This is a genomic window from Rhodococcus sp. DMU2021, from assembly GCF_019641445.1.
GTDB classification, from domain to species: Bacteria; Actinomycetota; Actinomycetes; order Mycobacteriales; family Mycobacteriaceae; genus Rhodococcus; species Rhodococcus pyridinivorans.
The window spans coordinates 177,382-200,098 of record NZ_JAIFKB010000004.1; the positions used below are offsets into that span (position 1 = coordinate 177,382).

At 67.6% G+C, this 22,717-nt stretch carries 20 protein-coding genes; 10 read left to right on the forward strand and 10 right to left on the reverse strand.

Annotated elements, in window-relative coordinates; all coding sequences use genetic code 11:
• Positions 1 to 25 precede the first annotated feature (25 nt).
• From K3M35_RS09205 to K3M35_RS09225, 5 genes are all read left to right on the forward strand, one after another.
• A complete protein-coding gene (locus K3M35_RS09205) occupies positions 26 to 631 on the forward strand; it encodes an NUDIX hydrolase (RefSeq protein ID WP_033098068.1) in 606 nt (201 codons plus the stop codon).
• Entirely contained in the window at positions 628 to 3,111 is a 2,484-nt protein-coding gene (locus tag K3M35_RS09210; protein ID WP_220666315.1) for a DUF6049 family protein, read from the forward strand. The genes K3M35_RS09205 and K3M35_RS09210 overlap by 4 nt, the downstream gene beginning before the upstream one ends.
• Positions 3,108 to 6,926: a murein biosynthesis integral membrane protein MurJ gene (gene murJ / locus K3M35_RS09215; protein WP_220666316.1), complete on the forward strand. Its 3,819-nt coding sequence runs from the start codon at positions 3,108 to 3,110 to the stop codon at positions 6,924 to 6,926. The genes K3M35_RS09210 and murJ overlap by 4 nt, the downstream gene beginning before the upstream one ends.
• Before the next feature lie 142 nt (positions 6,927 to 7,068).
• Positions 7,069 to 7,617 carry an RNA polymerase sigma factor SigM gene (gene sigM, locus K3M35_RS09220; RefSeq protein ID WP_033098127.1) on the forward strand — a complete coding sequence of 183 codons (549 nt, stop codon included), beginning with the start codon at positions 7,069 to 7,071 and terminating at the stop codon, positions 7,615 to 7,617.
• A 54-nt stretch (positions 7,618 to 7,671) separates the two neighbouring features.
• The gene (locus tag K3M35_RS09225; protein ID WP_019290481.1) at positions 7,672 to 8,394 is read left to right on the forward strand and encodes a hypothetical protein; all 723 of its coding nucleotides are present in this window, start codon (positions 7,672 to 7,674) and stop codon (positions 8,392 to 8,394) included.
• 36 nt (positions 8,395 to 8,430) lie between these two features.
• Here K3M35_RS09225 and K3M35_RS09230 read toward each other — a convergent pair whose 3' ends face one another.
• Positions 8,431 to 8,982, reverse strand: a complete 552-nt coding sequence (locus K3M35_RS09230; protein ID WP_006550897.1) for a TetR family transcriptional regulator — start codon at positions 8,980 to 8,982, stop codon at positions 8,431 to 8,433.
• Positions 8,983 to 9,087: 105 nt separating this feature from the next.
• On the opposite strand from K3M35_RS09230, the gene K3M35_RS09235 reads away from it, so the two are divergent.
• From K3M35_RS09235 to K3M35_RS09250, 4 genes are all read left to right on the forward strand, one after another.
• Positions 9,088 to 10,287 carry an NADH:flavin oxidoreductase gene (locus tag K3M35_RS09235; protein ID WP_006550898.1) on the forward strand — a complete coding sequence of 400 codons (1,200 nt, stop codon included), beginning with the start codon at positions 9,088 to 9,090 and terminating at the stop codon, positions 10,285 to 10,287.
• A 200-nt stretch (positions 10,288 to 10,487) separates the two neighbouring features.
• Positions 10,488 to 11,453 carry a thioredoxin-disulfide reductase gene (trxB, locus tag K3M35_RS09240; RefSeq protein WP_220666317.1) on the forward strand — a complete coding sequence of 322 codons (966 nt, stop codon included), beginning with the start codon at positions 10,488 to 10,490 and terminating at the stop codon, positions 11,451 to 11,453.
• Positions 11,454 to 11,499: 46 nt separating this feature from the next.
• Positions 11,500 to 11,829 (forward strand): thioredoxin, encoded by a 330-nt coding sequence (gene trxA, locus K3M35_RS09245; protein WP_220666318.1) that lies wholly within the window; start codon positions 11,500 to 11,502, stop codon positions 11,827 to 11,829.
• Positions 11,830 to 11,964: 135 nt separating this feature from the next.
• Positions 11,965 to 13,143 (forward strand): N-acetylmuramoyl-L-alanine amidase, encoded by a 1,179-nt coding sequence (locus K3M35_RS09250; protein ID WP_220666319.1) that lies wholly within the window; start codon positions 11,965 to 11,967, stop codon positions 13,141 to 13,143.
• Positions 13,144 to 13,218: 75 nt separating this feature from the next.
• On the opposite strand, the gene K3M35_RS09255 is transcribed toward K3M35_RS09250, so the two are convergent.
• The 9 genes from K3M35_RS09255 to rpmH form a co-directional block, all read right to left on the reverse strand.
• Positions 13,219 to 13,908 carry a hypothetical protein gene (locus K3M35_RS09255; protein ID WP_033098129.1) on the reverse strand — a complete coding sequence of 230 codons (690 nt, stop codon included), beginning with the start codon at positions 13,906 to 13,908 and terminating at the stop codon, positions 13,219 to 13,221.
• A 58-nt stretch (positions 13,909 to 13,966) separates the two neighbouring features.
• Positions 13,967 to 15,199, reverse strand: coding sequence for a ParB/RepB/Spo0J family partition protein (locus tag K3M35_RS09260; RefSeq protein ID WP_254707478.1), 1,233 nt, complete (start codon positions 15,197 to 15,199; stop codon positions 13,967 to 13,969).
• A complete protein-coding gene (locus K3M35_RS09265; protein WP_006550904.1) occupies positions 15,196 to 16,167 on the reverse strand; it encodes a ParA family protein in 972 nt (323 codons plus the stop codon). The genes K3M35_RS09260 and K3M35_RS09265 overlap by 4 nt, the downstream gene beginning before the upstream one ends.
• Positions 16,168 to 16,790: 623 nt before the next feature.
• Complete coding sequence (gene rsmG, locus K3M35_RS09270) at positions 16,791 to 17,471, reverse strand: 16S rRNA (guanine(527)-N(7))-methyltransferase RsmG (RefSeq protein ID WP_033098073.1); 681 nt, start codon at positions 17,469 to 17,471, stop codon at positions 16,791 to 16,793.
• 110 nt (positions 17,472 to 17,581) lie between these two features.
• The gene (locus tag K3M35_RS09275) at positions 17,582 to 18,127 is read right to left on the reverse strand and encodes a R3H domain-containing nucleic acid-binding protein (RefSeq protein WP_006550906.1); all 546 of its coding nucleotides are present in this window, start codon (positions 18,125 to 18,127) and stop codon (positions 17,582 to 17,584) included.
• Between the two features lie 22 nt (positions 18,128 to 18,149).
• Positions 18,150 to 19,244: a membrane protein insertase YidC gene (gene yidC, locus K3M35_RS09280; RefSeq protein WP_064061425.1), complete on the reverse strand. Its 1,095-nt coding sequence runs from the start codon at positions 19,242 to 19,244 to the stop codon at positions 18,150 to 18,152.
• 69 nt (positions 19,245 to 19,313) lie between these two features.
• Positions 19,314 to 19,604, reverse strand: coding sequence for a membrane protein insertion efficiency factor YidD (yidD, locus tag K3M35_RS09285; RefSeq protein ID WP_006550908.1), 291 nt, complete (start codon positions 19,602 to 19,604; stop codon positions 19,314 to 19,316).
• Positions 19,601 to 19,996, reverse strand: a complete 396-nt coding sequence (gene rnpA / locus K3M35_RS09290) for a ribonuclease P protein component (protein ID WP_024102541.1) — start codon at positions 19,994 to 19,996, stop codon at positions 19,601 to 19,603. Before rnpA ends, yidD begins: the two co-directional genes overlap by 4 nt.
• Before the next feature lie 20 nt (positions 19,997 to 20,016).
• Positions 20,017 to 20,160, reverse strand: coding sequence for a 50S ribosomal protein L34 (gene rpmH, locus K3M35_RS09295; RefSeq protein WP_006550910.1), 144 nt, complete (start codon positions 20,158 to 20,160; stop codon positions 20,017 to 20,019).
• A gap of 659 nt (positions 20,161 to 20,819) precedes the next feature.
• Between rpmH and dnaA the strand changes: the two genes are divergently transcribed.
• Positions 20,820 to 22,493: a chromosomal replication initiator protein DnaA gene (dnaA, locus tag K3M35_RS09300; protein ID WP_220666375.1), complete on the forward strand. Its 1,674-nt coding sequence runs from the start codon at positions 20,820 to 20,822 to the stop codon at positions 22,491 to 22,493.
• The last annotated feature ends 224 nt before the right edge of the window (positions 22,494 to 22,717 follow it).

A 22,717-nucleotide genomic window follows, 5' to 3' on the forward strand; every position in this document is an offset into this window, starting at 1 on the left:
CGTCGGTCCATCTACTATCTATGAGGTGTCGCCCGCCGAACGTGCCAACCGTAACCGCCGCAGCTCGCGGCGGCGTGGCGCGGGCGCAAAGAAGACCGCACACGGTGCTTCGCCCGGATCGTCCGCTTCGCCCGGACCTCGCATGCGGACCGTCCGCGAGACTTCCGCGGGAGGTCTGGTGGTCGACGGACTCGGTGGTCCGCCCGAGAAACTCTGCGCAGCCCTGATCGGCCGCACCGACCGGCGGGGACGCCTGCTGTGGTCGTTGCCGAAGGGCCACATCGAGCAGGGTGAGACCGCCGAGGAAACCGCGATGCGCGAGGTCCGCGAGGAGACCGGCGTGCGCAGTTCGGTGCTCGCCGAGCTGGGCAGCATCGATTACTGGTTCGTCACCGAGGGCCGCCGGGTCCACAAGACCGTGCACCACTATCTGCTGCGTTATCTCGGCGGAGAACTCTCCGACGCGGACGTCGAGGTCACCGAGGTGGCGTGGGTGCCGCTGCGCGAACTGCGGACCCGCCTGGCGTACGCCGACGAACGCAAGCTCGCCGACATCGCCGATCAGCTCATCGCCGAGATGGACCACACGCGACTCCCCGATGCCGACGAACCGGGGGCCCCACGCGGATGACGGTGGTGGTGTCCCGGGCGGGCGCCGCGGTGCTCGCCGTGCTCGTACTCGTCCTCACAACGGCAGGCGTGACGCCTCTTCTGCCGACGACTCTTCTCCCGACGGCCTCGGCGAATCCGGCCGCAGCCCAGACCGACCCCCACGAGCCGCGCTTCCTCGAGTTGAGTATCGACGAGGTGACGCCGCAGACGGTGACTCTCACGAGCGAGTCCGTCGTCACGGTCCGCGGCACGGTGGCGAACATCGGCGACCGGGACGTCGAGGACGTCTGGGTGCGGCTGCAGCGCGCACCGGTGGTCTCCGACTCCGCAGCGCTGCGCACCTCGCTGTCCCTCGACCAGGCCGGATTCGACACGGTCGGTGAGTTCGAGGAGGTCGCCGACCGGCTGGGGCAGGGCGAACGTGCCGACTTCGAACTCGAACTGCCGCTGCGCTCCGATCTCGTGCCGTCGCTCGACATCGACACTCCCGGCGTCTACCCGCTGCTGGTGAACGTCAACGGGGTCCCCGAATACGGCGGGGCGGCCCGGCTCGACGACGCACGCTTCCTGCTGCCCGTGCTCGCGGTTCCCGCGAGCGACGAGGTCACCGAGGAGACCGAAACCGGGAACGGCGGGTCGCGGGGCACGACCCGCTCGTCCGACGACGGCCGGCTCGACCGCGAGGAGAAGGCGTTCCCCGCCGTACCGCCCGACGTGTCCCGCCCCGCCGCGGTCACGATGCTGTGGCCACTGGCCGATCGGCCGAGGCTCGCCGCCGGCGTGGCCGGTTCCGGCACCGAGCCGGTACGCCTGGTCGACGACGACCTCGCGGCCTCGCTCACCGAGGGCGGGAGGCTCGACGGTCTGCTGCGCGCCGTCGAGGACACCGCCCGCACCGAACCCCGCGTCCTCGAGGGACTGTGCCTGGCCGTGGACCCGGACCTGCTCGTGACCGTCGCGAACATGACACGCGATTATCTCGTCGTCGAGGATCCGAACGAACCGACCGGCGATGCGCGTCCGGGCTCGGGCACGGATGCCGCGGTCGCCTGGCTCGAGCGGTTGCGTGCCCTCGCGGCGACGACCTGCACGATGGCCGTTCCGTTCGCACAGGTCGACCTGACCGCGCTCGGCGACCTCGCCGACTCGTCCCTGACCGACTCCGCGCTCGAATCACCGGCGGCCATCGTCGACTCCATCCTCGGCGTCACCTCCACTCCGGGCGTGATGTGGCCCGACTCCGGCGTACTCACCGAGAAGACCGGATCGATGCTCGCCGCCGACGGCCCGGTGACCGCTCTGGTGTCCGACAACGCCCTCGAGGGCGGACGCGCCCTGCTCGCGGGCACGTCGTCGACGCCGTCCACCGCACCGGGCGGCAACGGCTTCCGGATCTCCGGTGTCTCCGGCCTCACCGCCGCCCTGTTCGACTCGTCCGCGTCCGCGGCACTGGCCGGGATGGGCACCGACCCGCAGACGCCGTCCTTCGTCCCCTCCTCGGCGCGCTACGACCTCTCCCGCGATTCCTCGACGGCCCGCCTGCAGGACGCCCTCGGCGCGCTGGCCTGGCCGGCCATGGTGCCGACGGTCAGCGAGGTCACCGGGGCGGCACTGCCGGCCGCAGGCCGATCGGTGCTGTTCGCGCCGCCGCAGAACTGGTCGGCATCGCCCGACGACGCCGCCTCCGTGCTGTCGATGCTCTCCACGCTCGTCCGCTCGGGCCTGACCACGCCGCGACCGCTCGCCGCGCTCGTCGACGCGGCCGCGAACACCGCGAACGACCCGACGGCCTCGATGCTGGTCTATCCCGAGCAGGCGATCACCGACGGCGCCTCCGCGGCGGTCGTGTCCGAGGCCGAGGAACAGATCGGCCGCCTCGACGCGATCCAGACGGCGCTGGTCGAGGACCCGCAGGCCCAGCTCACCCCGCAGCAGTTCACCGCCCCGCTGCGCGAGGACCTGCTGCGCGCGATGAGCCTGGCCGGTCGTCGCGGTGCCGACGCCGACGGTGCCTACGCGACCGGCGAGCACCGCGCCTCCGAGGTGCGGGAGGCCGTCGACGACATCTACGACGCCGTGACGGTCATCTCGACCGGCGGTGTGTACACCCTGACGTCCGAACAGAGTCCGCTGCTGCTCACCGCGCGCAACGACCTGCCCGTGGGCATCACCGTGCGGCTGCAGGTGGACGCGCCCGACACGGTGGACATCACCGATATCGGGCCGACCCAGCTCCCGCCGCGCGGCAGCCGCACCCTCACGGTGCCGGCTCAGATCAGCGACTCGCGGAACCTCCGGTTGGAGTTCGCACTCACCACCGACTCCGGCCTGCCTCTCGGCAGCTCGACGACGGTGACGGTACGTTCCAATGCGTACGGCCAGATCCTCGCCGTCGTCACGGGATGTGCGGGAGCCCTCCTGCTGTTCCTGGCGGGCAGGCGACTTCTGCACCGGTTCCGGGGAGAGCCGGATCCAGCCGACGAAGGGTATGAGAAATGACCGGGAACTCCACACGGGACGACGTGGAGACACACCCGAACCCGGGACCGTCGGACTCTCCCACCGCCTCACCGGACGTCACGGGTGCCGGTGCGGGTCGCCGCAGGCCGCAGAGCCTGCTCGCGGCGACCGGCTCCATCGCCGTGGCGACCCTGGTCAGCCGCATCACCGGCTTCCTCAAGCAGCTGCTCATCCTGACCCTGCTCGGTGCGAGCGTCGCGTCGTCCTTCACCGTGGCGCACCAGATCCCCAACATGATCTCCGAGCTGGTGCTCGGCGCCGTCCTGACCTCGATCGTCGTGCCGGTGCTGGTGCGGGCCGAGCGGGAGGACCCCGACGGCGGTGAGGCCTTCGTCCGGCGACTGTTCACCGCGGCGCTGGTGCTGCTCGGCACGGCGACCGTTCTCGCGGTGGCCGCAGCCCCGGTCCTGACCACCCACGTCTTCCTCGACGAGTCCGGCAAGGTCTCGACGTCGCTGACCACAGCGCTGTCGTACCTGCTCCTGCCCGCGATCATGTTCTACGGGTTGTCGGGCCTGTTCACGGGCATCCTCAACACCCGGCAGGTGTTCAAGCCGGGCGCCTGGGCCCCGGTGTGCAACAACCTCGTGGTGCTCACCGTGCTGGTGATCTACTACCTGATGCCGGGCGAGATCACGCTCGATCCGGTGCGGATGAGCGATCCGAAACTGCTCGTCCTCGGCATCGGCGTGCTGCTCGGCGTCATCACGCAGGCGATGTGCCTGGTACCCGCGCTGCGCCGCGAAGGCATCAATCTCAGGCCGTTGTGGGGTCTCGACGACCGGCTCCGGCAGTTCGGTGGCATGGCCGCCGCGATCGTGCTGTACGTGCTGATCAGCCAGGCCGGGATGGTCTTCGCCACGCGTGTGTCGTCAGGCGCCGACGAGGCAGGTCCCGCGATCTACAACAACGCGTGGCTGCTGCTGCAGCTGCCCTACGGCGTCCTCGGGGTCACCGTGCTCACCGCGATCATGCCGCGCCTGAGTCGCAACGCCGCCGCGGACGACACCCCGGCCGTCGTCGACGACCTGTCCGTCGCGACCCGCCTCACCATGATCTCGCTCATCCCGATCGTCACCTTCCTGACGATCGCGGGTTCGCAGGTCGGCGCCGCGCTGTACGGCTACGGCAACTTCGGCGGCAGCAACGCCGAACGCCTCGGCCAGGCGGTGAGCTGGTCGGCGTTCACGCTCATCCCGTACGCGCTGGTGCTCATCCACCTGCGCGTGTTCTATGCCAGGGAACAGGCCTGGACCCCCACCTGGATCATCCTCGGCATCACCGCCGTCAAGATCGGCCTGTCCGCGCTGGCGCCCGTCGTCGCGGCGAACGGCGAGCAGGTGGTGCTGCTCCTCGGCGCGGCCACGGGCGTCGCGTTCACCGTCGGAGCGTTCATCGGCGGCTATCTGCTGCACCGCACACTCGGCGACCTGCAGATGGCAAACGTCGGACGCACCGTCTGGCACGTCGTGCTCGCGTCGCTCGCCGCGGCGATTGTCGTGCTCGTCACCGACCGTCTCCTGCAACTCGACGTCCTTGCCGACCGCTTCGGGGGCATCGGCTCGCTCGTGCGGGTCGGGCTCAACGGTGTGCTCATGGTGCTCGTCGCGCTGGTCGGGATGTACCTGCTCAAGGTGCCCGAGATCCTCGCGATCGAAGCGGCCGTGCGACGGAAGGTCGCGGCACTGCGCGGCACCGCCCCGGTCGAGGAGGCCCCCTCCGAACCCGAGACCGGAACCACCTCCGACGAGGCACCGGCTCCCGCCCCCGTCCCGCGTCCGCGCTACGCCGAATCGGATGCCGAGAAGACCGTCATCCTGCCGCGTATCGACTACGGCGAGTACGGCGTCGGACCTTATGACGCCATCACAGAGGTCATGCCCGCCATCAGGGACGTGCCCGGTCGCAGCAATGCGCACGGACAACTCCCGTACCCTGATCAGCAGCAGGTACGGTCCGGGAGCCGTCGACCACGGTTCTTCGCGGCCCCCAGCGGCGACCCGCGTCTGCACACCGGAAGTGGACGAGTCGACAACGAAGGAGTGAGGGTGAGCGACGACCACGCTGCCGGCAAGTCCACCATCGATGCCGCCGCACGGCAGAAGTCTGCCGACAAGGACGGCAAGCGCCCGCCGCGCGATCCGAACCTCGACACGGGTGTCATCCCCGTCGGATCCCCGCAGCTCCCGCCGGTGCGTGTCGCGGGCCCGGCCTCCCAGCCGCGCCGTCCGATGCGCGGCCCCGATCTCATCGCCGGTGCCTCGGTCGCCGGTGGTCGCTACCGTCTGCTCGCCCCGCACGGAGGCGCGCGTGGTCTGCGTTTCTGGCAGGCACTCGACGTCAAGCTCGATCGCGAGGTCGCGCTGACCTTCGTCGACGCGGAACAGCGCGCGGCCGACGGCACCGGCCCCGACTCGCCGCAGGCCGTGCTCTCGCGCACCCTGCGCCTCGGTCGTATCAATTCGCCCGGACTCGCCCGCGTCCTCGACGTGGTGCGCGGCAGCTCGGGCGGCATCGTCATCTCGGAGTGGACTCCCGGCCGGTCGCTGAAGGAGATGTCCACCACCGAGCCGTCGCCGATCGGTGCGGCACGCGCGATCCGCGCGCTCGCGGCCGCCGCCGAGGCGTCGCACCGTGCGGGCAGCGCGCTGTCGATCGACCACCCGGATCGCATCCGCATCAGCGTGGCGGGTGACGCCGTGCTGGCCTTCCCCGCGACCTTCTCCGATTCCGACGCGATGTCCGACGTGCGCGGTCTCGGCGCGAGCCTGTACGGACTCATCACCGGACGGTGGCCGCTCGGTGAGCCATCGGCTCCGGGCGGCGTTCCCGTCCCGCACCACAGCGGTGCCACCGTCGGCGGAATGCCGGAGCCCGACCGCAAGGACGGTGTGCCGGTGGAGCCGCGCGTCCTGCGTCCCGATGTGCCGTTCGAGATCTCGGCGGTCGCGGTGCGTGCCCTGTCCGAGGACGGCGGTATCCGGACCGCCGCGACCGTGCAGCACATCCTCGACCAGGCGTCGGTCGTCGATCAGAAGACCGAGATGATCCCGGCACTGCGGATCGGGCAGCGCGCTGCCGCCGCGGAGACGCATGCACTCGCGGATCCCGAAGCGCTGGAACAGAAAAAGAAACATTCGCAGCGGATGCTCATCGCCCTGGCCGCGCTCGGTGCCACGACAGTGCTGTTGCTCGCGCTCATCGGATGGTGGATCGCGAACCTGCTCGCCGGCGATGCCAACGATGCTCCGCTGACGAGTCAGGAGTTCGGTCTGACTCCCACTGCCGAGGCACCCGCCGAGGAGGGGGCGGGCGACGAGCAGGTCGAGGCCGCGCCGCCGCGACCGGCGGCGAGCGCTCCGGTCTCCGCGACCTCCGTGTCGGTGTTCTCGCCTCAGGGCACACCCGATTCGCCCGCCACCGCGTCGCAGGCGATCGACGGTGATCCGTCCACCTCGTGGAGCACCGATGCCTACTTCGATCCGTTCCCGTCGCTGAAGAACGGTGTCGGACTTCTGTTCACGCTCGCCGACGCGTCGGAACTGTCCGCGGTGAAGGTCACCACCGACACGCCGGGCACGGTCGTCGAGGTGCGCAGCGCACCGTCCGAGTCGACGTCGCTCGATCAGACGCAGGTGATCGGTTCGGGCACACTGGCTTCCGGTGAGACCACGATCCCGGTCGAGGCGGACGGCCAGACTTCGCACGTGCTGGTGTGGATCACCGATCTGAGCTCGAGCGGCGGAAGCAACAAGAGTTCCCTCTCCGAAGTGGAATTCGAAGCCGCACGCTGACCGCGGACAGCCGGGCGGAATCGTCCGGATCGGCTACCATCCGCGCGTGCGAATTTTCGGGGGGATCGCAAAAATCGCCGTGCCCGACGGGGGTGTCGACGACGGCGGAAGCGTGTCGGACGGGGTGGCGTCCGATGGAGCAGTGTCGGATGCCGAGCTGCTCGCAGCACACATCGCAGGCGATCGGCATGCCTTCTCCGCCTTGCTGGCACGACATCACGACCATCTGTGGCAGGTCGCGCGGCGGACGAGTTACTCGAACGAGGACGCGGCCGACGCGCTGCAGGAGGCACTGCTCTCGGCGCACCGGAGGGCTTCGGGTTTCCGGGAGGACGCCGCGGTCCGCAGCTGGTTGCATTCGATCGTCGTCAACGCGTGCCTCGATCGCATCCGCCGCAATCGTGTCCGCGTGACCGTCCCACTGTTCGAGGACGATTCGCACGACCTGCGTACCCCGCGCGATCCCATCCACGACACCGAGATCGCACTCGACATCGAATCCGCCCTGTTCGCACTGCCACCCGACCAGCGGGCAGCCGTCGTCGCGGTGGATGTGGAAGGTTTCTCCGTCCGGGAGGCGGCGCAACGTCTCGGTGTTCCGGAGGGAACGGTCAAGAGCCGCTGTGCCCGCGCGCGGAGCCGGCTCGCAGTTCTTCTCGACGACCTTCGCTCCGAGGGGAACCGATCGTGATCCTCCTCCGTCTTACTCTGGTGAGGGATGCCGAACCGCGGAGGAGAGTCGCGCATGAACGAGGACGAGATGCGTCCGTCGAACTCCGCCGAGATGCGCCCGCCGTACTCCGCGGAGTTGCTCGCCGATCTGCATGCCGGGGTGCTCGACGAGGAGCTCGCCGCCCGGTTGTGGCCGCGCGTGCGCCGCGATCCCGGGGCCGTCGTGTATCTGGCGCGGCTCGACGCGACGCAGGCGCGGTTGTCGGCCCTGCGCGGCGCTCCACCGAAGGAATCGATTCCGCCCGAGATCGCCGCGCGTATCGGTGCCGCGCTCGCGGAGGATCGATCCGACGACCGGTCCGATGTCCGGTCCACACCGTCCCGCATCGCACGGCGTCGCCGGTGGGCGGTGGCCGGTGCCGCGGTCGCGGCTGCAGTGGCGGTGTTGCTCGTGGTGGTCGTGCGCGAAACGGCTTTCGGTAGCGACGACCCGACCGGTGTTCCCGTCGCGGCAGCGGAAGACGAGGCCCTGTTCGAACCCTCCACCCTGCGGGCGATGATCGGCGACACCGATCCCGGTCTCCTCGGTGGAGCCGATCGTCTCCGAGAATGCTTGGACGCGAACGGTTTCGAAGGCCGATCACCGATCGGTTCACGCGCGGTGCGGTACGCCGGCGACGATGCCGTCCTCGTCCTGTTGAGCGGACCGGACGCACCGGCGCTTACCGCTCTGGTGGTCGGAACCGACTGCGACGCAGATGATCCCGCGATATTGGTCCGCAAGACGATCGGCTGACCTTTCGGCGCTCGGGTCCGGCGCTCGGGTCCGGCGCTACGCCACGGTCGACAACAGTTCCAGGATCCGCGCGCGCAGCGCGGGTGTGTCGTCCTCCGCGGCGATGAGGCCGGCGAACAACGCCGACCCCGCTGCCATCACGAGCACGGCCTTGGCGTCGATCTCGACGTCCGAGCCGTCGCCGTCGGCGAACAGGGCGGTGCTGGGGCCGCTGAACGTGCGCCAGAGCGTGTTGCGGAGGTCGTCGTGGTCCCGCAGTGCCGCGAGAAGCCCCGGGAGCGCAGCGCGGACCTCCGGCCGGGAGAACAATTCGATGCTCCCGGTGACCACCCATTCGATCCAGCCCTTGCGATCGATGCCGTCGTAGGGCGTCAGATCGGGTGCGGAACCGAGCAGTGCGTCGAGCACCAGGTGGGCCTTGGTCGGCCACCGACGCGTGAGTGCGGCGCGGCCGACGCCGGCGCGGGCGGCGACCGCCCGCAGGCTCAGCCCGTCCCAGCCGTGGGAGCGGAGCATCTCGCGGGTGGCGGTGAGGACGTCGTTGTCTATTCGGGGGTCGCGGGGGCGCCCCGGAGCGGTGCTGGGCATGGGATCCGTGATGTCGGGACCGAGTGGGAATCGATCTGGCGCGGAGTGTGACGAGCGTTATAGTCGAAGCGCAATTACGATACCACTGGCATCGAAAGTAGGGGCATGTCTTCGCCGCGACCCACCGTGTTCGAACCGGCCCGACTCGGGCCGCTCACCCTCCGCAACCGCATCGTCAAGGCGGCAACCTTCGAAGGGGTCATGCCTCGAGGAGCCGTCAGCGACGAACTCGTCGAATTCCACGCCGAGGTCGCCCGCGGCGGCACCGCCCTCACGACCGTCGCCTACTGCTCGGTCTCCCACGACGGCCGCGTCCACCGCGACACCCTCGTGCTCGACGCCGACTCCGTCCCCGGCCTGACCCGGCTCACCGACGCCGTGCACGCCGCCGGGGGTCTGGCCTCCGCGCAGATCGGCCACGCCGGACTCGTCGCCAACCAGATCTCCAACAAGATGAAGACGCTCGCGCCGTCCACGCGCATCAGCGCCCCCGCCATGGGGCTCGTCCGCGGCGCGACACTCGAGCAGCTCGATCGGGTGGTCGAGGACTACGCACGCGCCGCGCGCTTCGCCGTCGAGGCCGGATTCGACGCCGTCGAGGTCCACCTCGGGCACAACTACCTGCTCAGCTCCTTCATGAGCCCGAATCTCAACAAGCGCTCCGACAAGTACGGCGGCAGCATCGAGGGCCGTACCGCCTTCCCGCGTCGCGTGCTCGAGGCCGTCCGCACGGCGGTGGGGGAGGGGGTGGCCGTCATCGCGAAGTTCAACATGACCGACGGCGTGCCCCAGGGTCTGTGGCTCGACGAGTCCCTGCCCATGGCCAAGCTCATCGAGTCCGACGGCACCATCCATGCCATGCAGCTCACCGGCGGGAGCTCGCTGTTGAACGGGATGTACTTCTTCCGCGGCGACGTCCCCATGAAGGAGTTCCAGGCGTCGCAGCCGAAGGTCGTCGGCTGGGGACTGAAGGTCTACGGGCCGAAGATCTTCCCGAAGCTCCCGTTCGAGGAGGCATTCTTCCTGCCCATGGCCCGGCAGTTCCGCGAGGAACTGAAGATCCCGCTGATCCTGCTCGGCGGCATCAACCGGCTCGACACTATCGAGACGGCGCTCGACGAAGGCTTCGAGTTCGTCGCCATGGGCCGCGCGCTGCTGCGTGATCCGTATCTCGTCCGCAAGTTCGAGGAGAAGACGGCACACGAAGGTCTGTGTATCCACTGCAACAAGTGCATGCCGACCATCTATACGGGCACGCGTTGCGTGATCCGCGAGACGCTGCGGGACGTGCCCGGCGCGGCCTGAGACCGTACCGGTTCGCATCGAGGGCGGGCCGGTCGGGCGACCGGCCGGTCCGTACAGGGCCTCTGTGGCGGGACGCACGGCGGAAGGGGAACAACACCGTTTACCCTGGTGTTGACAGTATCTGTAGGCTGCCGTCCGGTTCCGGCCGGATCGCCCGCAGTCCTCGCGCCCCCGTTCACCCAACCGGAAGGCTCCGCCGCATGACGACCTCGCCCACGATTCACGACCTCATCATCGTCGGTTCGGGACCGGCCGGATACACCGCCGCCATCTACGCGGCCCGCGCCGAACTCACCCCGCTCGTCTTCGAGGGAACGCAGTTCGGTGGCGAGCTCATGACCACCACCGGGGTCGAGAACTTCCCGGGCTTCAAGGACGGGATCATGGGCCCGGAGCTCATGGACCAGATGCGTGAGCAGGCACTGCGTTTCGGCGCCGATCTGCGCACCGAGGACGTCGACGAGATGGACCTCACGGGCCCGGTCAAGACGGTCGTCGCCAATGGCGAGACCTACCGCAGCCACGCCGTCATCCTCGCGATGGGCGCCGAGCCGCGTTACCTCGGTGTGCCCGGGGAGTCGCAGCTGCTCGGCCGCGGCGTTTCCGCCTGCGCGACCTGCGACGGCTTCTTCTTCCGCGACCAGGACATCGCCGTCGTCGGCGGTGGCGACTCCGCGATGGAGGAGGCGACCTTCCTGACGCGCTTCGCGCGCAGCGTCACCCTCATCCACCGCCGCGAGGAGTTCCGCGCCTCGAAGATCATGCTCGAGCGCGCCCGCGCCAACGAGAAGATCCGCTTCGTCACCAACGCGAAGGTCGCCGAGGTGCAGGGCGAGAACAGCGTCACCAACCTCGTCCTCGAGGACACCGTCACCGGCGAGCGCAGCGACCTGCCGGTCACCGGCTTGTTCGTCGCCGTCGGCCACGACCCGCGCAGCTCGCTCGTCAAGGGTCAGGTCGACCTCGACGACGAGGGCTACGTGAAGGTCTCGGTGGCGTCCACCGCGACCTCCGTGCCGGGTGTCTTCGCCGCGGGCGACCTCGTCGACCACACCTACCGCCAGGCGATCACCGCCGCCGGCACCGGATGCTCGGCGTCCATCGACGCGGAGCGGTGGCTCGTCGCGAACCGCGAGGTCGAGGCGCCGACGCTCGCCGAGGCCTGATCCACCACCCCGTTCCACATTCCACCCCGAGATTCAGGAGACATCCGTGTCCGACAAGAACACCGTCACCATCACCGACTCGTCGTTCGTCGAGGACGTACTGCAGTCCGAGAAGCCCGTCCTCGTCGACTTCTGGGCCACTTGGTGCGGTCCGTGCAAGATGGTCGCTCCGGTTCTCGAGGAGATCGCGGCCGAACACGGCGACAAGCTGACCGTCGCCAAGCTCGACATCGACGCCAATCCGTCGGCCGCACGCGACTACCAGGTCATGTCGATTCCCACTATGATCCTCTTCTCCGGTGGCAAGCCGACGAAGACGATCGTGGGGGCCAAGGGCAAGGCGGCGTTGCTTCGGGATCTCGCGGACGTCCTGTAGTACCGTCCCAGGATCAACCTCTCGGATGTGCCCGTGAGCCCGTCTTCACGGGCACATCCTTCATCCCACTCCCGTTCGATGCTGCCCAGCCCTCACGCCGGGCACCGATCCTGTCAGCACGGAAAGGCCCGATACATGCGCCCTCTTCGTCACGGCGACCACGGTCCGGCGGTCGCCGAGATCCGGAGCACCTTGGCCGGCCTGGGCTTCCTGCACAACGAGCCCGAGGAGTCGGGCGACTGGATGGGATCGGACGTCCCCTTCGATCGTGAACTCGACGGAGCCGTGCGCGCGTTCCAGCAGCAGCGCGGTCTGCTCGTCGACGGGACCGTAGGCCCCGCGACCTACCGTTCCTTGAAGGAAGCGTCGTACAAGCTCGGTGCGCGCACCCTGATGTATCAGCTCTCCGCTCCGCTTTACGGCGACGATGTCGCGGCCCTGCAGACCCGTCTGCAGGATCTCGGCTTCTACGTCGACCGCGTGGACGGCTACTTCGGGCCGAAGACCCACGAGGGTCTGTGCTCCTTCCAGCGCGAGATCGGACTCGCCTCCGACGGCATCTGCGGTGCCGAGACACTGCGCTCGCTCGAACTGCTCGGCACGCGCGTGTCGGGCGGGTCGCCCCACGCGATCTCCGAGGAGGAGATCGTGCGCCGCTCCGGTCCGCAGCTCAGCGGCAAGCGCATCGTCATCGACCCGGGTCTCGGCGGTAACACCCACGGCATCATCGTGCCGAGCCCTCACGGCCCGATCTCCGAGGCCGACATCCTGTGGGATCTCGCGCGTCGGCTCGAGGGCCGGATGGCGGCGACGGGCATGGAGACCTTCCTGTCGCGGCCGTACCACGTGAATCCGACCGACGTCGAACGCGCGGGCACGTCCAACGCGTTCGGTGCCGACCTCATGATCTCGCTGCGGTGCGACGCGAGCCACAGCCCCGCCGCGAACGGCATCGCGAGCTTCCACTACGGCAACTCGCACGGGTCCGAGTCGATGATCGGACAGGTGCTCTCCGGTTACATCCAGCGCGAGATCGTCGCCCGCACGAACCTGCAGGACTGCCGCAGCCACGGCCGCACCTGGGATCTGCTGCGCCTGACGAACATGCCGACGGTGCAGATCGATCTCGGTTACCTCACCAACGAGCAGGACGCCGCGCTGCTCGCCGATCCGCGCAGCCGCGACATCATCGCCGAGGCGATCCTCATCGCGGTGAAGCGGCTGTACCTGCTCGGCCAGGACGACCAGCCGACCGGCACGTACACCTTCGCCGAGTTGCTTGCCGAAGAGTTGTCCATCTCCGACAGTCGCTAGCAGGCCCGTAGACGAGAAAAGGACCGCCTCGCAGAGTCTGCGGGGCGGTCCTTTTTCGTCGGTGTCCGGTGTACGTCAGTGGGCGCCGACGGCCGAACCTGCGGTCAGATCCGCGACGGTGAGAGAGGACTCCTCGAGGAGCCGATCGAGGGCGGCCTCCACGGCGAACTTCCACTCGTGGTCGCGGTCGAGCTCGAGACGCAGCCGCGGGTAGCGGTAGTGCGGGGCGACGACCTCGAAGCCCATGTCCTCGAGGAAGTCTGCGTCGATCATGCACTCCGTGTCGGAGCACCCGAGTGCGGCCGTCGCGTGCGGCACATCGCTCGCTTCTACATCGGCGGTACGTCGGATCCCGAAGGCCTCGATGGCACGGACGTTACGACGGACGAGATCGGCGACGACACCGCGGATGAGGTCGGCTCCGACATCCGGCTCGTCCGCGTGCGGTTCGGTCCGCATGGATGTCAGCAGGATCGCGTCGGCGCTGACGGGCGCGGTAGGGAAGGCCTGCGCGCGGGGAACCATGCCCGGCGGAGCGTAGAGCGCGCACCCGGCGGCCTTGTCGCCGATCGTCGCGATCTGGCCGCACGACCCCCATTCGAGAAGGACCATGGACAGCCATGCTTCCTTCTCGAATTCGGGGTCGGCGAATTGCTGAACGTCGGGCGATGAGGTGGGATCCAGCTCCCAGAAAACGCACCGTCGCGCATGAGCAGGCAACTGCTCGATCCCACTCAACGTGAGCGGTGATACTCGGGTCGACACGGGATAGCTCGCCTCCACGTCTTTCGTCTACAGACTGTTGTCTTGCTCCGACGAGGAGTCAAGAAAGGTCGGTCTGAGACTCCATCATCTTCACGATGCGTTCGAGGTCGTCGACCGAACCGAACTCCACCACGATCTTGCCCTTGCGCTTGCCGAGGCTCACGGTCACGCGCGTGTCGAAGGAGTTCGACAGACGCTCCGCGACGTCCTGCAGCCCCGGCATCTGGATGGGCTTCCGACGCTTCTGCTGCGGAGCGTCGGGGGTGTCGTTGCGGTTGGCGAGCACGACGGCTTCTTCCGTCGCCCGCACGGACAGGCCCTCGGCGACGATGCGTGCGGCGAGTGCCTCCTGAGCGTCGGCACCGGCCTCGAGCGCCAACAAGGCACGCGCGTGCCCGGCCGACAGCACTCCGGCCGCCACGCGTCGTTGCACCGCGACCGGCAATTTGAGCAGCCGGATCATGTTCGTGATGACCGGCCGCGACCGTCCGAGCCGACTCGCGAGTTCCTCGTGGGTGACCTCGAACTCCTCGAGCAACTGCTGATAGGCCGCGGCCTCTTCGAGGGGGTTGAGCTGCACCCGGTGGATGTTCTCGAGCAGCGCGTCGCGCAACAGCGATTCGTCCTCGGTGTCGCGGACGATCGCGGGGATCGTGCCGAGGCCTGCCTCCTGGACGGCACGCCAGCGACGCTCACCCATCACGAGCTGGAATCGGTCGCCTTCGAGACGGCGGACCACGACCGGCTGCATGAGCCCGAACTCGCGGACGGAGTGGACGAGCTCGGCGAGCGCTTCCTCGTCGAAGACCTGCCGCGGCTGCTTCGGGTTGGGCTCGATCCGGTCGATCGGGATCTCGAGGTACACCGCTCCGGTGGGGGAGGGGAGGGGTTCGCTTTCGGATGCCGCTCCGGACGCCCGTGCCGCGTCGTCCTCGACAGGCTCCGCCGGGGACGCGGGCGCCGGCGTTCTGCCGTCGCCGATGATGAGATCGGCGGCCGCCATACCCAGACCCGAGGACGGGAGGTTCAGGACCGACGAGCCGGGGCGACGCGACGCAGCCGACTTGGACTGTCCGCCCGAAGCAGGCTTCGACGGTTCACCCGCGGCCGGTGCGGACTTGGCCGGCGCAGGAACGGCCGGAGCCGCGGTATTGGTGGGAGCGGTGGCCGTGGGGGCGGCGGCAGTGGAACTCGGGGCGGCCGTGGGCTTCTGCTCTGCATCCACCGGGGGACCGGTGGGGATGAGCGCTGCCAGACCTCGACCGAGCCCGCCTTTACGTGTCGCGCTCATCCGTTCCCCTGATTCTCGTGTACCCCGCGTGCCGCCAACTCGCGCCCGGCGTCGAGGTAGCTCATCGCGCCGCGCGATCCAGGATCGTAGTCGAGAACGGTCATCCCGTAACCGGGAGCTTCGGAAACCTTCACGCTGCGGGGAATGACCGAACGCAGCACCGCGCTGCCGAAGTGCGCACGCACCTCTGCGGCGACCTGATCGGCCAGCTTGGTGCGACCGTCGTACATCGTCAGGAGGACGGTGGAGACGTGCAGTTCGGGGTTGAGGTGCGACTGGACGAGCTCGATGTTGCGCAGGAGCTGCCCGACACCTTCGAGTGCGTAGTACTCGCATTGGATGGGTATGAGAACTTCCTTCGCCGCGACGAGCGCGTTGACCGTGAGCAGACCGAGCGACGGCGGGCAGTCGATGATCACGTAGTCGAACTCGCGGTCGCCTAGCGCCTCCTTGGTGAGGGCGTTCCGGAGGCGGTTCTCGCGCGCGACCATCGAGACGAGTTCGATCTCGGCACCGGCGAGATCGATCGTGGCGGGGATACAGAAGAGGCGTTCGTTGTGCGGGCTCTGCTGCACGGCCTCGGCGGCATTGATCTCGCCGAGGAGGATCTCGTAGCTCGAGGGCACACCGGAATAGTGCGGCACGCCCAGGGCGGTGCTCGCGTTGCCCTGCGGATCGAGGTCGACCACGAGGACCGACAATCCTTGCACGGCGAGCGCGGAGGCGATGTTCACCGCCGTGGTGGTCTTACCGACCCCGCCCTTCTGATTGGCGATCGTGAAGACGCGACGCTCGCGCGGCTTGGGCAGTGCGTTGGCATCGCTCGGATGCAGGACCTGGGTGGCGCGATGAGCAGCCGCGCCGATCGGGGTGTCGACGGTGGAGAAACCGTCGAAGGGTACGGGGGAGAAGTCGTCCTCGGCGCCTCCGGTTTCACGTGAAACAGCGGATTCAGATCCACCCGTCATAGAACACTCCTTACACGTAGATCCGCTCGGTTCGCACGCTACATCCTCGTCGCTTCCCGGTCGCGACTTCGAAGACCGGGTCGAGGCGCCGAAGGGAGAATGCGAGTCCCGGGCCCGGAGCTGTCCCCGGCCTTCCGACCACGCGCACGCATTCTCAGTTGGTTCAGTATCCCATCCGCATTCTAGGTTCCGTCGACGACATGGCCGGGTGACGTTTCACGTGAAACGGGGAGCGGAGTTGTTTCACGTGAAACAGGCGGAGGAGCGGCTCGGTGGTTTCACGTGAAACAATCCCGACCCACACGAGTGGGCCCGAGAAACGCGAACACCCAGACTGAAATGCTCTGGTCCGCAATACTATTCACATTAGTGAGTTTCAATCGTAGTGCACAGGAAGATAATTCGTTTGATAAACACATTTCAGGGAATCTGAAACATCACAGTGACGAAACGTCATGGGGTGATCGGGTCTGGTGTGACAACGTCCGAAACAACCGTTTTGCACCGGTAATGTACTCGAGTAGATTCCTCGAGTCGGAAAGAATGTCTCGGAAACGGCAACACCCTCCCGACCCGGTAGGGGAGGGAGGGTGTCGGGGCGATCGTCGCGCCAGGCGATTCGCTCAGCGCTTCTTGCGACGCCGCGCCGGCCGCGGAATCCGCTCGGCCTTCACGACGATCGTGGGTGTCGGAAGGAGATTGCCTCCGCACTCGAGCACCTCGAGATTGCCGGCACCGAGGCGAGCGAGTTCGTCGTGATCGCGGTCGATCTCTTCTCGAGCGGACGAACCCTTCAACGCCAGCATCCGGCCTCCCTCGTGGACGAGGGGGAGCGACCACTTGGCGAGCTTGGCGAGAGGTGCGACGGCACGGGAAGTCACGACGTCTGCGCCGCCCGCCTCCTGGAGGACGCTCGGCTGCTCAGCACGGCCACGGACCACGAGAATGTTCTCGATCCCGTGGGATTCGACGAACTCCGCCAGATAGACGGTGCGGCGCAGAAGCGGCTCGACGAGCGTGACCTGGAGGTCGGGACGGGCAAGTGCGAGAGGAATACCCGGCAGACCGGCACCGCTGCCCACGTCGACGACTGTCTCACCCTCCTGGATGAGTTCGCCCACCACAGCGCAGTTGAGAATGTGTCGTTCCCACAGGCGCGGCACCTCACGCGGCCCGATGAGCCCCCGCTCGACACCTGCCGTCGACAACGAATGGTGGTACCGCTCGGCAAGTTCGGTCCGATCCCCGAAGACCCGCTGCGCGACCGCCGACAGTTCCGCCTCGTGCTGTTCCACGTGAAACATCCTTTCCTGTCGGCTCACCCGAAACAACATCGGGACCCACAGCATCAGTTACGAAAAGGCGAAGAGGGACCCTGACGACGCAGAGTCCCTCTTCGGTCGGCACGGCCGACTCAATCCTTGACGATCACCACACGGCGGTGCGGTTCCGCACCCTCGCTCTCGCTGGACACACCGTCGATCTTCGCGACGGCGTCGTGCACGATCTTGCGCTCGAACGGCGTCATCGGCTCGAGCTCTTCGCGCTTGCTGGTCTCGAGCACGCGCTTCGCGGCCGACGCGCCGAGCGATGAGAGCTCGGCACGCTTGCCTGCACGCCACCCGGCGATGTCGAGCATGAGCTTGCTGCGCTCGCCGGTCGCCTGCTGCACGGCTAGACGGGTGAGCTCCTGCAGAGCGTCGAGAACCTCACCGTTGCGACCCACCAGCTTGGTCAGATCCTTACCGCCGTCGATGCTCACGACCGCGCGGTCGCCCTCGACGTCGAGGTCGATGTCACCGTCGAAATCGAGAACGTCGAGCAACTGCTCCAGGTAGTCGCCGGCGATCTCGCCTTCTTCGATGAGGTAGTCGTCATCGAGATCGGCGTCCGCCGCAGTGTCGCGCTCCTCGGGTGCCACCGCGAGGTCCTCTTCCACCTTGTCCAGGTCACTGGCCATATTCAGCTCTCTTCTACTTCGGTCAGCGCCGCTTGCGCTTGGAGTTCTTGGGTCGGCTACCCGGCTTGGGAGCGGACGCACCGGACTTCGAAGCCGCAGGGGAGCCGTCGCCGGCCGCGGCGTCCTTCTGCAGCGACACCTCGCCGGTCTCGTCGACCGTGGCATCGACGGCGTCGGACGCTGCGGCCGAGCCCTTCTTCTTGGACTTGTCGGGGCGAGCACCCGGCTTCGGTGCGTTCTCGTTCCGGCGGGCCAGAGCCGCAGCCTTCTTCTCCTCTTCCTCCTTGTCGATACGGCGGAAGACGAGGTGCTGCTGTCCGTAGGTCCAGATGTTGTTGCTGACCCAGTAGATGATGACGGCGATCGGCAGGAACGGACCACCGACGAGCACACCGAGTGGGAAGACGTACAGGGCCAGCTTGTTCATGATCGCGGCCTGCGGGTTCGCGGCGGCCTGCGCGCTCTGGCGGGAGACCGAGGCACGAGCGTTGAAGTGCGTGGCGACGCCGGCGACGATCATGAGCGGCACCGCGACGGCGGCAATTTGCCAGCGCGTCGGAATGCCGCCGAAAGGCTCGAACGCCTCGAGCGACGCCATCGGCTGCGTGATCCACGACGAAATCGGAGCACCGAACAGGCGGGCGCTCAGGAACGACTGGACGTCATCCGGGCTGAACGCATAGTTGCCGATCTGCGCGTTCTCCTCCGGAGTCAGCCCGAGCTGGCCGAAGCCGGTACCCGTGCGGTTGAACGAGCGCAGCACGTGGAACAAGCCGATGAAGACCGGGACCTGCAGCAGAACGGGCAGACAGCCCATCAACGGATTGAAGCCGTGCTCCTTCTGGAGCTTCTGCATCTCGAGTGCCTGGCGCTGCCGGTCCTTGGCGTACTTCTTCTGAAGTGCCTTGATCTGCGGCTGCAACTCCTGCATCTGGCGGGTCGTGCGAACCTGCTTGACGAAGGGCTTGTAGAGAATCGCGCGCAGGGTGAACACGAGGAACACCACCGACAGCGCCCAGGTCCAACCGCTGTCCGGTCCTAGGAACGGGATCGCGGCGAAGACTTTGTGCCAGACCCAGAGGATCCAGGACACGGGATAGTAGATGAAGTCGAGCACGGCTCTATGTACTCCTCTGGTCGTCCATGATCGCCACGAAGAGGCGTCGGTCTCGGGTCTCGGCTCCGGTCAGGTACCCACTGGGGACGACCGATGTTTCCGTTCGGGTACCGGATCCCACCCACCAGGGTGCCAGGGGCCACACTTGAGCAGTCTCACCGATGCCAGGACCGCACCGACGACGACACCCCGCGTGCGCAGCGCCTCCACGGCGTACTCGCTACAAGTCGGGGTGAATCGACAGGTCGGCATCCGTGTGGGCGACACATAGGTGCGATAGAGCTCGATACAGAAGATCAATGCCCGGGCCGGGGCGGACCGCAGGGACCGCCACCACGACCTCCGCTCGGGCTCGGTCATGCGCGAGCACTCCCATGCGAGGCGGAAGCACCGGCGTCGAGCAGTCCGAGGCGGGTGAGACCCGACCGCACCTGCTTGTCGAGCTCACGGGAATCCGCGATGGCAGCGCCGGGTAGTGCGCGCAGCACGATGTCGGTCTCGGAGGGCAGAGCCTCGACGAGACCTGCACAGATATGACGAAGCCGGCGTGCGACTCGATGTCGAATCACCGCCGGCCCGACAGCCTTGCTCACGACCAGTCCGAAACGCGGACCGCCGACACTCACCAAGGACTCGGTGCGATCGCGTTCGAGAACGTGAACGACCAGATCCCGCCGCCCCTGACGACGCCCTCGGCGGACGGTATCCGAGAAATCCGAGTGGCGCCGCAGTCGATACGGCTCAGGTAGCACCCCGAGCTCCCGTTAGGGAATCAGGCGGTGAGAGAAGCGCGGCCCTTACGGCGACGCGCCGAAACGATCGCGCGACCCGCACGGGTGCGCATCCGGAGACGGAAGCCGTGAACGCGCGCGCGGCGTCGGTTGTTCGGCTGGAACGTCCGCTTGCCCTTGGCCACGGTCGACACTCCTCGATAATTCTGCGACGGCGCGGCAAGCACCGTCGTCCAACGTGTACGTGAATTCGCAGGATTCGTATTGCTCGACTCGAGCCGGACGAACCCGTCACCTCGGTATGAGTGACTGTTCGAGGCTACTCGGACGCGGGCGCGAAATCAAACCGCGACGAACAGCGCCGATCAACGCGACACGCCGGACCTGTTCGGCGAAAACTACTCGCCGAGAAGATATGTGATCCGGAGCACAGCTCGGGTACGCTTTGGGCCATGTCTTCGACGGCGCATCGCGACTACCTGTGCAGTCCCGCGTCTCGCTCCGTTCGACGACGATGTGCCGGCCGGTGACGGCCTGCTGCCCCGCGCCTCTTCGGGCGTCGTCGCGCAGCTTCTCCGGGCGCGTTCACCGAACACGGAGTCGGACCGCGTCGCACCGTGTGTCACACTGATCCCCGCAGACCGCCCGGGCCCACGAGCCCCGCCGAGCGAATACACACCTCCCATCCACACATCCACCCGGTGATTCCCCCGGTTGTCCACACCTGTGGATAATCGTGTGGAAAACCGGTGACCAAAGGGAGGGAAGCTGCGTGAGCGACGAGCCGAACGCGCTGGCCGATGTGTGGACGGACGTCGTATCCGAGCTGACCATCGACGACGGAATGCTGACGAAGAGCCAGAAGGCATGGCTCGCGCTGGTAAAACCGATCACGCTCGCACAGGGATTCGCGCTGCTCTCGGTGCCGTCCACCCTCGCCCAGCAATCGATCGAACGCGATCTGCGCGAACCCATCCTCCGCACCCTCAACCGGCACCTCGGTCACCGGGTCGAGGGTCTCGGTGTGCGTGTCGAACCGCGGGAACGCATGGACGACCCCGCCGAGGATCCCTACGCCGAACCCCGCGACACGCTGCCCCTCGAGGGTCTGCCGGAAGATGCACAGCCTGTGAATCCGCGCACGGCAGAGCCCCGCAGCCGTGACCCGCGCACGGCAGAGCCCCGCAGCCGTGATCTGCGTCGCGACCCTCCGATGCCCCGGGATGTCGCCGGCGCGCGGGACGGGGCTGTGGCCAGGGACGGCGTCGGGCCGATGGACGGGGGATTCACCCGGGACGGCATGCTTCCCGGTGAGGGTGCGGCCTATCGGCGACGCCTGATCTCCTCGCGCGAGCACGACATGCTCGAGGCCGACCACGGCGAACTCGAGGAGGTCGACGACGACCGGGAGGCGATGACCGCCGTCCGCGAGTCGTGGCCGTCCTATTTCACCCAGCCCCCGCCGCCCGAGACGCCGCCCATCGGCAGCAGCAGCCTCAACGCGAAGTACACCTTCGACACCTTCGTGATCGGTGCGTCGAACCGGTTCGCGCACGCCGCGGCGGTGGCCATCGCCGAGGCACCGGCGCGCGCCTACAACCCCCTGTTCATCTGGGGCGCCTCGGGCCTGGGGAAGACCCATCTGCTGCACGCCGCCGGCCACTATGCACAGCGCCTCTTCCCGGGCATGCGGGTGAAGTACGTCTCCACCGAGGAGTTCACCAACGACTTCATCAACAGCCTCCGCGACGACCGCAAGGTCGCGTTCAAGCGGCGCTACCGCGAGACCGACATCCTCCTCGTCGACGACATCCAGTTCATCGAGGGCAAGGAAGGCATCCAGGAGGAGTTCTTCCACACTTTCAACACCCTCCACAACGCCAACAAGCAGATCGTCGTCTCGTCCGACCGGCCGCCCAAGCAGCTCGCGACGCTCGAGGAACGACTGCGGACCCGGTTCGAGTGGGGACTGATCACCGACGTCCAGCCTCCCGAACTCGAGACGCGCATCGCGATCCTGTCGAAGAAAGCACGCATGGACGGTCTGAACGTGCCGCACGACGTGCTCGAGCTGATCGCGAGCCGGATCGAACGCAATATCCGCGAACTCGAGGGTGCCCTGATCCGTGTGACGGCCTTCGCGTCGCTCAACAGGCAGCCGCTCGATCTCACCCTCGCCGAGGTCGTGCTGCGTGATCTGATGCCGGATTCCTCGGCTCTCGAGATCAATGCCGCCACGATCATGGCTGTGACCGCGGAGTACTTCGGGACGTCGATAGACGACCTGTGCGGGCCCGGAAAGGCACGGCCGCTGGCGCAGGCCCGCCAGATCGCGATGTATCTGTGCCGCGAGCTCACCGACCTGTCGCTGCCGAAGATCGGGCAGACCTTCGGTCGCGACCACACCACAGTCATGTACGCGGACAAGAAGATTCGCAAGGAGATGACCGAGCGTCGCAAGGTCTACGACCAGGTGCAGGAGCTCACCGCGCGTATCAAACAGCGGTCCAAGCGCTGATTCCTCGAGCCTCGAGTTTCCATCCACAGGGAGCGTCCACAGGGCGCTCCCTGTCCCGTATCTCGAGAAATTTCCGGTCCCCACACCTGTGGACAAGGGTGTGCAGAACGTGGGATCTTTGTGGACGAACGGTGGACAAAGAATGAACAGTCTCGAGGAATCCACATTCATCCTCGAGAACTCCTCGAGTTCATCCTCGAGTTCGACGCCCTCGAGAACGTTGC

Excerpts from the sequence above, each read along its gene's own strand:
- K3M35_RS09210 (WP_220666315.1), top strand. The coding sequence starts at position 628 with ATGACGGTGGTGGTGTCCCGGGCGGGCGCCGCGGTGCTCGCCGTGCTC.
- murJ (WP_220666316.1), top strand. The coding sequence starts at position 3,108 with ATGACCGGGAACTCCACACGGGACGACGTGGAGACACACCCGAACCCG.
- K3M35_RS09225 (WP_019290481.1), top strand. The coding sequence starts at position 7,672 with ATGAACGAGGACGAGATGCGTCCGTCGAACTCCGCCGAGATGCGCCCG.
- K3M35_RS09230 (WP_006550897.1), bottom strand. The coding sequence starts at position 8,982 with ATGCCCAGCACCGCTCCGGGGCGCCCCCGCGACCCCCGAATAGACAAC.
- K3M35_RS09235 (WP_006550898.1), top strand. The coding sequence starts at position 9,088 with ATGTCTTCGCCGCGACCCACCGTGTTCGAACCGGCCCGACTCGGGCCG.
- trxB (WP_220666317.1), top strand. The coding sequence starts at position 10,488 with ATGACGACCTCGCCCACGATTCACGACCTCATCATCGTCGGTTCGGGA.
- K3M35_RS09250 (WP_220666319.1), top strand. The coding sequence starts at position 11,965 with ATGCGCCCTCTTCGTCACGGCGACCACGGTCCGGCGGTCGCCGAGATC.
- K3M35_RS09260 (WP_254707478.1), bottom strand. The coding sequence starts at position 15,199 with ATGAGCGCGACACGTAAAGGCGGGCTCGGTCGAGGTCTGGCAGCGCTC.
- K3M35_RS09265 (WP_006550904.1), bottom strand. The coding sequence starts at position 16,167 with ATGACGGGTGGATCTGAATCCGCTGTTTCACGTGAAACCGGAGGCGCC.
- rsmG (WP_033098073.1), bottom strand. The coding sequence starts at position 17,471 with ATGTTTCACGTGGAACAGCACGAGGCGGAACTGTCGGCGGTCGCGCAG.
- K3M35_RS09275 (WP_006550906.1), bottom strand. The coding sequence starts at position 18,127 with ATGGCCAGTGACCTGGACAAGGTGGAAGAGGACCTCGCGGTGGCACCC.
- yidD (WP_006550908.1), bottom strand. The coding sequence starts at position 19,604 with ATGACCGAGCCCGAGCGGAGGTCGTGGTGGCGGTCCCTGCGGTCCGCC.
- dnaA (WP_220666375.1), top strand. The coding sequence starts at position 20,820 with ATGCTGACGAAGAGCCAGAAGGCATGGCTCGCGCTGGTAAAACCGATC.